The sequence below is a fragment of the Endozoicomonas sp. SESOKO1 genome (genome assembly GCF_024606265.1).
In the GTDB taxonomy this organism is placed as follows: domain Bacteria; phylum Pseudomonadota; class Gammaproteobacteria; order Pseudomonadales; family Endozoicomonadaceae; genus Endozoicomonas.
In genome coordinates this window covers 1-9,251 of sequence record NZ_JAHHPP010000086.1, presented here as the reverse complement: position 1 = coordinate 9,251, position 9,251 = coordinate 1, and the positions used below count along the sequence as shown (strand labels likewise).

Below are 9,251 nucleotides of genomic sequence, written 5' to 3'. Positions count from 1 at the left end.
CTTCGACATTTCTACAGACGCTACCCGCTGCCCGCAAAAGCTGGAACCACTTGTGCTTTTGCGGGAAGCGGGAAGCGGGTGGCGGGCAGCGGGCGGCGGCATTTTCCCAGCCTGAATAAAATGATGAAGTTATTCCGGGACAATTCCTAAGCGCTTTGCTCCTACTAATCTTTTGCTCTTCTTTGTGCCTTTGTGGTTCAAAGTGGTTCAAACGCTACCCATAGAAAACAGTCGCCAGCCCAAGGAATGAGAAGAATCCCACCACATCGGAAACCGTGGTCAGGATAATACTGCCGGCAAGGGCCGGATCAATATTCAATGATTTCAACAGGACTGGCAGGATCGCACCGGTGATAACGGCAACGCTTAAGTTGATCACCATGGCGCAGGCGATCACCAGGGAAATAATCGGGTCATCAAACCAAAGCCAGGCGATGGTGGCCACCAGGGTTGCCCACAACAACCCGTTCAGAAAGCCGGCAACCAGCTCCCGGCTCAACAGCCAACGTAGGTTGGTCTTACTGATTTGCCCCAGTGCCATACCCCGGATCACCAGGGTCAGGGCCTGACTGCCGGCATTGCCCCCCATACCCGCCACAATTGGCATCAGTACCGCCAGGGCCACCACTTTATCGATGGTCTCCTGAAACAGACCAATCACCGAGGCGGCAATAAAGGCAGTAATCAGGTTAAAACCCAGCCAGACAGCCCGGCGTCGTGCAGTTCGCAGCGGTGGGGCGAAGGTATCTTCATCGTCATCCAGGCCGGCCATGCTCATCATGGAGTGTTCGGCTTCTTCCCGGATAACGTCTACTACATCATCGATAGTGATCCGTCCGAGCAGTTTACCATTGTCATTTACCACCGGGGCGGAGAGCAGATCCTGTCGCTCGAACAGCTGGGCTACCTGGGTATCCTGCATATCCGCAGGAATCGGGTCACGGTCGGTTAACATCACCTCCCTGACGGTGGCGCCCGGTTCGGTGGTCAGCAGTAGGGTCAGGGGCAGGCGGCCAATGTATTCATCACGGCGATTGACCACCAGCAGGCTGTCAGTGGTATCCGGAATGCCTTCGTGGCGGCGGAGGTAGCGAAGTACCACATCAACGGTGTTATTGGGGCGCACCGTAATGGTGTCGGTGTTCATCAAGCCACCGGCGGAATCTTCCGGATACGCCAGAACGGCCTCAACCCGCTGGCGGTCCTGACTGTTCATGGAGTCCAGAACCTGCCGGGTGATGGTGTCAGGCAGTTGCTGCAGAAGGTCGGCAATGTCATCAACATCCTGACCTTCAGTGATGGCTTTCAGCTCGGCAATGTTCATCCGGTCCAGGAAGAACTGGCGAACGTCTTCGCTCAGTTCCTGAAGAACATCACCTTCCTGTTCCCGGTCAATCAACCGCCATAACAGGCTGCGCAATTTCGGTGGGGAAGACTCCAGCAAGTGTGCTGTGTCCGCAGGGGGCAGGGTGTTCAACATGGTGCGCAATTCTGCAGAAACACCGTGTTCAAGAGCATCATTCAGTTTTTTCAGCTCGGCTTCACCGATGCTCAATTGCAGTTGCTGTGCCATTGTTATCTGCCTGAATGGTTTTTTGCATACCCGGTATAATGCCGGATGGCCAGAGTAAAGTGGAGGATGGTTTCTATTGTATCTATGGTCACTACTCCCCGGTAATGGGGAGCCAGTTATTCTTCTTCACCAAAGCGGTCATCAATCAGTTCGCACAGGGCAAGACAGGCGGCCTCTTCATCATGGCCATCACAATGAAGCTCAAGCTCTGAGCCCTGTCCTGCCGCCAGCATCATCACTGCCATGATACTCTTGCCATCAACCTTTCGCCCATTGAATCCGATTTCAATCTCACTGGCAAAAGCCGATGATGTGGAAACAAACTTGGATGCCGCCCGGGCATGCAAGCCCAGTTTGTTAATGATTTTTTTTCGATAGGTAATCATTATTCGTGAAGCTCTCTGTGTCTGACCTGAACCCGTTCCAGTTTACTGGTGAACAAGGTGCCCAGTGTGTTACCAATATAGACTGAGCGGTGCTGCCCTCCAGTGCAACCGATGGCAATCGTCATATAACTGCGCTGGGCTGACTCAAAGCGTGGGAGCCATTTTTCGATGAAGGCACTGATATCATCCATCATTTCGATAACATAAGGCTCATCCTTGAGAAAGTCGATGACCGGCTGCTCCAGGCCTGTGTATGCCCTGAGGGATTCGTCCCAGAAAGGGTTGGGCAGGCAGCGGACATCAAAGATAAAGTCGGCATCGGAAGGAATGCCGTTTTTAAAGCCAAACGATTGAAAAAGCACCGTCACACCACTTTTCTGATCATCACAGAACTTCTGCTTGATCATGTCCCTCATCTGATGAACAGAGAGTGAGGTGGTGTCGATTTTCAGGTCTGCCTGGATCAGCACAGGCACGAGCAGCTTTTTTTCTAACGCTATGGCTTCCCTGAGTGACGTCTGGTCATTACTCAGTGGGTGCTTTCTGCGTGTGGCGCTGTAACGGCTGACCAGTTTTTCACTGTCGGTGTCCAGGTACAGAACCTGACAATCAATACCTTTATTCCGCAGGGACTCCAGCAGATCAGGAAAGTTATCCAGCGCTCCGGGCAGGTTTCTGACATCAATACTGACTGCCATCCTGGGGGGCTTTGAATGATGGCCTTTCAGGGTATCCGGCAATTGGTTAAGCATGCTGGCCGGAAGATTGTCGACACAATAAAAACCCTCATCCTCAAGGGTGTGCAGGGCTGAACTTTTTCCAGAACCGGAGCGCCCGCTGATGATGATAAGTTTCATAGCTGTTCCTTTATGCTTTCTGAGCATTGCATTTATTTAGAGGCTAAAAGGTGGTCTGTAGGTATTTAAAGCTGACCCTTCCTCTATTAAAGCAACTTTTGATCAAGAAGCCTACTGGATAATTCGGGGTGCACTGAAAACCATGCAGGCTCATAACTTATTGTTTTTGAATGTTAATTTTTTAATTATTGCTATTGGGATGTTAGCTGGCTGTTTTTGTCAGTAGTGATAACAGTACGGTTAGCCAAATTTTTTTGTTTTGCCTGTAGAGTTATCTCCAAGCTGATTTCAGACCTGCAGGGTTATTTCAATAGCTGCCATTTACAGGTTATGTCATCAGGGGAGTTGGAAACGATGGAATGGCTTTTACATTGAAGTAACAATTTCTTAAGAAAAGGAGTGGTAATTATGAACGGACTTCAACACACAACAGTACTACGCATTAATGATCCGGCATTCGATAACACATCCGTTACTGCCTATGTCGGTGCTGACGGAGAAATCGGGAAAGCTGAAAGGGACAACATCCCTGATGATTTTGCCACTGCCTATGGCCGAATGGTAAAAGAAGTAGAATCAAAATCTATCTTTCAGGAATTTAAAGACACCGTTAAATACAGCTGGGAGCAAACCAAAGTAGTATTCAGAAAGATAGGCGTTTTGTTGGGTATCATTCCCGAGATTCCCAAGGTTACCCAGGAAACGCACCCTAATGTCTTTCACCCGGAGCAAGCTCAGCGTGATATTCATAATCCGTTACTGAAGGAGCTGAAGAACAATTCTCCCAAGCTCAAATCGGTGACAGGTTCTTCTATAAAGGACCTTGAAAGAAAACGTGAGCGGATGTTCCAGGAGCAAACGAAAGCATTTTTGGCTTCACCGGTAGCGGAGATGAAGTTAAATCCTCCAAAGCTTTCATCTGAGTTCTGTCACTCTATCAATTACCTTGAAAATAAGCGTGCTGAAAAATTCTCCGAGTTCATTAAGGAAGAACAAGCACAGGGGGAACTATCCTCGTTGAAGCACAGTGTTAAATCCGTCACCGACGCGGCTGCACGGAAAGCTGAGAATGATAAACGGCAGGCAGCCCATCTGGCCTGGAAAGCTGAGTTTAAGCAGAGACAAGAAGACAGGCGTGAACACGCCAGGCTGTTTAATGCAAGAATAAATAATAGTTGACTTCGAGCAGATTACGCAGCCCGGTCTGTCAGGCAACCAGTCTGAAACTGACCATGCTGTAACGTGCTATTTCCCACACAATTGTGTGGGAATTTTTTTAAGCGGATGAACCATTACCCACAATGAATTGATAGAGCAACTCTGTTTCAGAAGCTGAACGAATTTTCTCCAACAACGGTTTTGAATGAAACCGCTCCGCCAGCGCCTGCAAAATGTCCAGATGTTCCTGGTTTTCGCCTTCCGGTACGATCAACGCGAATACCAGGTCAACGGGCTTGCGGTCTACAGCATCAAAGTCGACGGGTTCTGCCAGTCGTATAAAGAGACCGATAGGCTTCGGGCAGGCCTGGCAACGACAGTGAGGAATAGCGATGCCCTCACCCAGCCCGGTTGTACCGAGACGCTCCCTGGCAACCAGGGCTTCAAACAGTGCTTTGGCATTGATTTCGGGGACGTCGCTGCTAACGTGGTCGGCGATAAATTCCAGGATTTTCTTTTTGCTGGCCCCGTGCACACCGTCAAAGGTGCGCTCGGGGGTAAGGATGCGATGAATCATCATGCTAATTTAGAATGGCAACCTGAAATATCAAAGGGCATGGCCACTGGCGCCCTGTTGCCTGTCCAGGGCTTTCTCTTTTTGCTTAACCAGCTGCCGATCCAACTTGTCCGAGAGCAGGTCAATGGCTGCGTACATGTCTTCGTGCTCGGCGGTCGCATTAATCTCGGCTCCGCGGGTATGCAGAACGGCTTCTGCTTTCTGCGCCAGCTTTTCTACACTCAGGGTCACCTGTACATTGGTGATGTGGTCAAAATGTGAGCCGAGACGTTCCAGTCTCTTGATCACATAGTCGTGCAGAGCTTCTGTTACCTCGACATGATGTCCACTGATGTTGACTTGCATGTAACGCTCTCCTGATCCCATTATCCAGATAATCACCAGTCCGCGGGATTTTTCGTACTGGCTGTCTTCGATTCTAACACTGTCAATGCAGCTTGGAATGCCCTGAGACAAAAAAACTGCTTTTTGTCCGGTGCATTAACGGATCCTCGGACAGGCTCCTATGGTACTAACTGCTTGCGCTCATTGGATGGGGGAATCTTCATGGACTCCCGGTATTTGGCGATGGTGCGCCTGGCTACCCTGATTCCCTGGTCCCCCAGGATTGCGGCAATTTTATTGTCACTGAGCGGCTTGCGCGGTGTCTCTTCAGCAATGAGTTTGCGGATATGGGCCCGAATGGCCGTGGAGGAACACTCACCGCCCTCTGTTGTGCTGACGTGGCTGGAGAAAAAGTACTTGAGTTCGTAAACGCCCCGGGGAGTATGCATATACTTCTGAGTGGTTGCCCGGGATATCGTCGACTCATGCATGCCAACCGCCTCGGCAATATCCGCCAGCACCAGGGGTTTCATCGCCTCGTCCCCTTTTTCCAGAAATTCCTGCTGGCAGGCAATGATCCGGGTTGCCACTTTCATCAACGTTTCATTGCGGCTTTGCAGGTTTTTCAAAAACCAGCGGGCTTCCTGCAGGTGGTTCTTCATGAACACATTGTCGCGGCTGTTATTGGCTCTTTTCACCATGGACGCATAATTGTTGTTAATGCGCAGTTTGGGCAGGGCATCGGCGTTCAGCTCAACGGTCCAGCGCTCCCTGATTTTACGGACGGATATATCCGGAACCACATATTCAGCTTCAGTCTGGTCAATAACATTGCCGGGCCTGGGGTTGAAGCTTTGAATCAGGCTGAGGGCTTCCCGCAGCTGCTCTTCCTTCAGTCTGGCTTGCCGCATGATACGGGCATAGTCACGGGTGCCAAGCAACCCAAGGTAACGGGTGATCAGTTTTTCCGCATTGTTGAAATGAGGGGTTGATGGCGGTAGCTGGCGAAGCTGGACTAACAGACATTCTTTTAAGTCGGAACTGCCACAACCGACCGGGTCGAATTGCTGGACCCGATGTTGCAGCACGCTGACCTCCTCGATCTCCAGCTCTTCCAGCTGGGATTGAAGGGAGACAAACAGGTCATCCAGCGTACAGGTCAAATAACCATCCGGGTTAACCGCTTCGATGATGGCAAGACCAATCAGGCGGTCCCGGTCACTCATGGGCACCATATCCAGTTGCCATTCCAGGTGATCCTGAAGGGACTCAACCGAGGAGGACTTTGCCAGGGGATCATAATCATCATCGCTGCTGCTGGCCGACAGGCTGGAATACACCTCGTCCCAGGCGGAGTCCACGGGCAGTTCATTGGGAATACTGTCTGACCATTCCGCCATCTCCTGTGGCTCAGGCTCCGGGGTGGCTTCACTCAGATCAACAAGCCCTTCCTGTCCTTCACTGCTGGTGTCGTCTGTCTGGCTATCGTCGGACTCCAGCATGGGATTGGACTCCAGGGCCTCCTGAATCTCCTGCTGAAGATCCAGGGTCGATAGCTGCAGCAGCCGGATGGCCTGTTGCAGTTGCGGCGTCATGGTCAACTGCTGGCCCATCTTGAGCTGTAAGGAAGGCTTCATAGGCAACCGTATACCTTTACTTCGTTGTCCGTGGAGACTGCAGGTGAAACTGATGGGTCTCTACAGAAGGGTTAACCGCAGGCGGGTCAGTGCTGGCACGGATGTTGTTGCGACTACTCTCCATGTGCGGCTGATTATAAACCCATAGTCGTTTCTGAAACCATAGCTTCAGCAAAAAATGTGCAGGGGTTGAACAGGATGGGGTTACGTGTTTTTTTTGTGGGCTGTCAGTACTTTCCGCTTTCAGGGTTCGGTTATAACGACTGTCAGGATGGTTTAAAAAAAGTACCCGATCATTATTTGACATCGATCAATTACAAGTGGTTGTACAGGAAATAACCTGCACGAAATTCAAACATTTTCAGGATTTCGTGTGGATATACTCATCGTCATACCCGTGGTTGCACTGGTTATATACGCCATCGTGAAGAACTACAGTGCATCGGCCTCGCTGGCCATTGCCGGCATTGTATTGCTCAGTGCCGCAGCGTTGATGGGGGTAAAAGATATCCTGCCGACGGCCAGGGCCACCGGCTTTATGCCTTTTGACCTGTTTGAACTGATGAACTCGGTATTCAGCCACCGTATGGCCAGCCTGGGGCTGACCATTATGGCCTGTGGCGGTTTTGCCAGCTACATGTCCCATATCGGTGCCTCAGAGGCGCTGGTGAGACTGGCTGTTAAACCCATCAGCCGTTTTCGTTCTCCGTATATGGTTCTGGCGCTGTGCTATCTGGTAAGCGTTGTGCTGCAGATGTTCGTCACCTCGGCAACCGGCCTTGGCCTGCTTTTGATGGTGACACTCTACCCCGTGCTGAGAAATATCGGTTTAAGCCCGGCTTCCGCGGTTGCCGTGATTGCGTCTCCGGCGGCGTTTGAAATCGGTGTGACCCAGGTGAACGCCAACTTTGCCGCCAGCCAGTCCGGGCTGGAGATTACCGAATACTTCCTGGATTATCAGGCCTGGATTACCGTTCCCATGGCCCTGGTAGCGGCGGCCCTTCACTTTGTCTGGCAGCGTCGGTGCGATCTGAAAGAGGGCTATATAGCTGCAGAGCATGTCGGTGAGGGCATCGAACGCTCTGATGATGACAAGAAAGCGCCAGCTCCCGCATTGTATGCGCTGCTGCCCATGATCCCTTTCTTCCTGCTATTGATCTTTTCCAAAATGATGGTGTCGTCCATCAAAATGAACCTGGTCATGGCCATGCTGATCAGCGTATTTGCCGGGATGCTCTGTGAAGTGATCCGTTCACGGAAAATGAAAGAGTCCCTTGCAGGCTTCGATCACTTCCTCAATGGCATGGGAGCGGTCTTTGGTCCGGTGGTGGGTCTGATTATCGGTGCTGAAATTTTTGCCACGGGGTTGAAGCATATTGGCGCTATTGACTCCCTGCTGGGCTCGGCCCAGGGGCTGGGTATCGGTGCTTCTGCAATGACCCTGTTTATGGCCACGCTGATTGCCGTTGCTGCCATTATGATGGGCTCTGGCAATGCGGCATTCCTGTCGTTTGCTACCCTGGCTCCGGACGTCGCCAGAAGCTTTGGTGTTCCGGCGGTGGCCATGCTGTTGCCGATGAACTTTGCGGCGTCCATGGGGCGTTCCATGTCACCCATTGCTGCGGTGGTGATTGCCTGTGCCGGTATTGCCAGAATCTCACCCTTTGAAGTGGTGAAAAGAACATCGGTACCGATGATTGGTGCGTTTGTTTTTGGTATGGCGCTGCACCTGATTCTTTTTGTCTGATCCTTTTCTCCCCCGCCTGGCGGGGGCTTTAATGCAAATGATCACCGATCATAATGTTCGTGAAACGCTGGATATCTGTGTCGCCGTTGTTGCCGTTGCCCTGCTTACGACGAACGGAGTTTTGAAACTCAGAAATGCGCAAATTATTCTGGGGCAATTCCTGAGCTTAATGTCCACACTAAGAACTGACAATAACCTGCACTTTTTTTAACACATCCGCAACCGTATGTTTTGGTGCTTTTTCCACAAACCTGGCCATTCTTTCTCTGAAATCGATCACTCTGATTTGTTGGCACAATACGACACCCGACACATTTTTACCATTGATCACAACTTCAAATCCGTGCCCTCTGATGGTCGATGTAATGGGCGCAACCAGGGCTAATTTAACCTTTGTATTGAATAACTTTTGGGAGAGTACCAAAGCGGGTCGTAGTTTTTGAATTTCCGCCCCCCTGGTCGGGTCAAAATCCAGCCATACTACATCACCACGATCAGGTATATACCCTGTTTTCATCACAACAGCTCCTGTCCCTTGGGGTCGTCGTTGAGCCACTCCCTGTCTTCATCATCCTGCAAGTCAAAGGCGTTGTCAGGGCCAGTTGCCAGCAAGTCATCCAGAGTGTATTCATCCGTTGGGTTGGCAATGGGTTTCAGGATAATCTCTCCATTAACTGCCACTATTTCTACGCTGCTATTGATCTCTATACCAGCTTGAGCAAGCGCCTTTGCCGGCAGTCTCACCGCTGCACTGTTACCCCATTTCTTTATCTCTGTTTGCATATCGTCGTCCTCATCGTCTCATACTATGTATATACAAATGTATATACTAAATTCTTTGGAAAATGTGTCAACTCGTGTAACTGGATTAAAGAGCTTGATCAGCGCAGGGGCAAGAATATATCAGCGGTGGCAGTTGAAGTGGTTATAGTTTTCTGGACACACAAGCACGGGTAATATCAAAGCCCCTTAAGGTGTGTCCAGATGTCAGA

11 protein-coding genes are annotated in these 9,251 nt (G+C 50.8%); 2 read left to right on the top strand and 9 right to left on the bottom strand.

What is annotated here, in order from left to right; all coding sequences use genetic code 11:
• Positions 1–214: 214 nt before the first annotated feature.
• From mgtE to rapZ, 3 genes are all read right to left on the bottom strand, one after another.
• Positions 215–1,573, bottom strand: a complete 1,359-nt coding sequence (gene mgtE / locus KDK13_RS04630) for a magnesium transporter (protein ID WP_257283766.1) — start codon at positions 1,571–1,573, stop codon at positions 215–217.
• A 116-nt stretch (positions 1,574–1,689) separates the two neighbouring features.
• Positions 1,690–1,959, bottom strand: a complete 270-nt coding sequence (locus KDK13_RS04625) for an HPr family phosphocarrier protein (protein WP_209202052.1) — start codon at positions 1,957–1,959, stop codon at positions 1,690–1,692.
• The gene (gene rapZ, locus KDK13_RS04620) at positions 1,959–2,816 is read right to left on the bottom strand and encodes an RNase adapter RapZ (RefSeq protein ID WP_257283765.1); all 858 of its coding nucleotides are present in this window, start codon (positions 2,814–2,816) and stop codon (positions 1,959–1,961) included. Before rapZ ends, KDK13_RS04625 begins: the two co-directional genes overlap by 1 nt.
• 408 nt (positions 2,817–3,224) lie before the next feature.
• On the opposite strand from rapZ, the gene KDK13_RS04615 reads away from it, so the two are divergent.
• Positions 3,225–3,995, top strand: a complete 771-nt coding sequence (locus tag KDK13_RS04615; protein WP_257283764.1) for a hypothetical protein — start codon at positions 3,225–3,227, stop codon at positions 3,993–3,995.
• A gap of 97 nt (positions 3,996–4,092) precedes the next feature.
• Here KDK13_RS04615 and ptsN read toward each other — a convergent pair whose 3' ends face one another.
• The 4 genes from ptsN to KDK13_RS04595 all read right to left on the bottom strand — a co-directional run bounded on the left by ptsN (position 4,093) and on the right by KDK13_RS04595 (position 6,819).
• Positions 4,093–4,554 (bottom strand): PTS IIA-like nitrogen regulatory protein PtsN, encoded by a 462-nt coding sequence (ptsN, locus tag KDK13_RS04610; protein WP_257283763.1) that lies wholly within the window; start codon positions 4,552–4,554, stop codon positions 4,093–4,095.
• A gap of 27 nt (positions 4,555–4,581) precedes the next feature.
• Positions 4,582–4,896: a ribosome hibernation-promoting factor, HPF/YfiA family gene (gene hpf, locus KDK13_RS04605; protein WP_257283767.1), complete on the bottom strand. Its 315-nt coding sequence runs from the start codon at positions 4,894–4,896 to the stop codon at positions 4,582–4,584.
• Positions 4,897–5,054: 158 nt separating this feature from the next.
• Positions 5,055–6,512 carry an RNA polymerase factor sigma-54 gene (locus KDK13_RS04600; RefSeq protein WP_257283762.1) on the bottom strand — a complete coding sequence of 486 codons (1,458 nt, stop codon included), beginning with the start codon at positions 6,510–6,512 and terminating at the stop codon, positions 5,055–5,057.
• 16 nt (positions 6,513–6,528) lie between these two features.
• A complete protein-coding gene (locus KDK13_RS04595) occupies positions 6,529–6,819 on the bottom strand; it encodes a hypothetical protein (protein WP_257283761.1) in 291 nt (96 codons plus the stop codon).
• A 66-nt stretch (positions 6,820–6,885) separates the two neighbouring features.
• Between KDK13_RS04595 and dcuC the strand changes: the two genes are divergently transcribed.
• Positions 6,886–8,259 carry a C4-dicarboxylate transporter DcuC gene (gene dcuC / locus KDK13_RS04590; RefSeq protein WP_257283760.1) on the top strand — a complete coding sequence of 458 codons (1,374 nt, stop codon included), beginning with the start codon at positions 6,886–6,888 and terminating at the stop codon, positions 8,257–8,259.
• A 178-nt stretch (positions 8,260–8,437) separates the two neighbouring features.
• Here the strand turns inward: dcuC and KDK13_RS04585 are convergent, their stop codons facing one another.
• On the bottom strand, positions 8,438–8,776 hold the full coding sequence (locus tag KDK13_RS04585; protein ID WP_257283759.1) for a type II toxin-antitoxin system PemK/MazF family toxin: 339 nt from the start codon (positions 8,774–8,776) through the stop codon (positions 8,438–8,440).
• Complete coding sequence (locus tag KDK13_RS04580; protein ID WP_257283758.1) at positions 8,776–9,042, bottom strand: AbrB/MazE/SpoVT family DNA-binding domain-containing protein; 267 nt, start codon at positions 9,040–9,042, stop codon at positions 8,776–8,778. The genes KDK13_RS04585 and KDK13_RS04580 overlap by 1 nt, the downstream gene beginning before the upstream one ends.
• Positions 9,043–9,251: the final 209 nt, after the last annotated feature.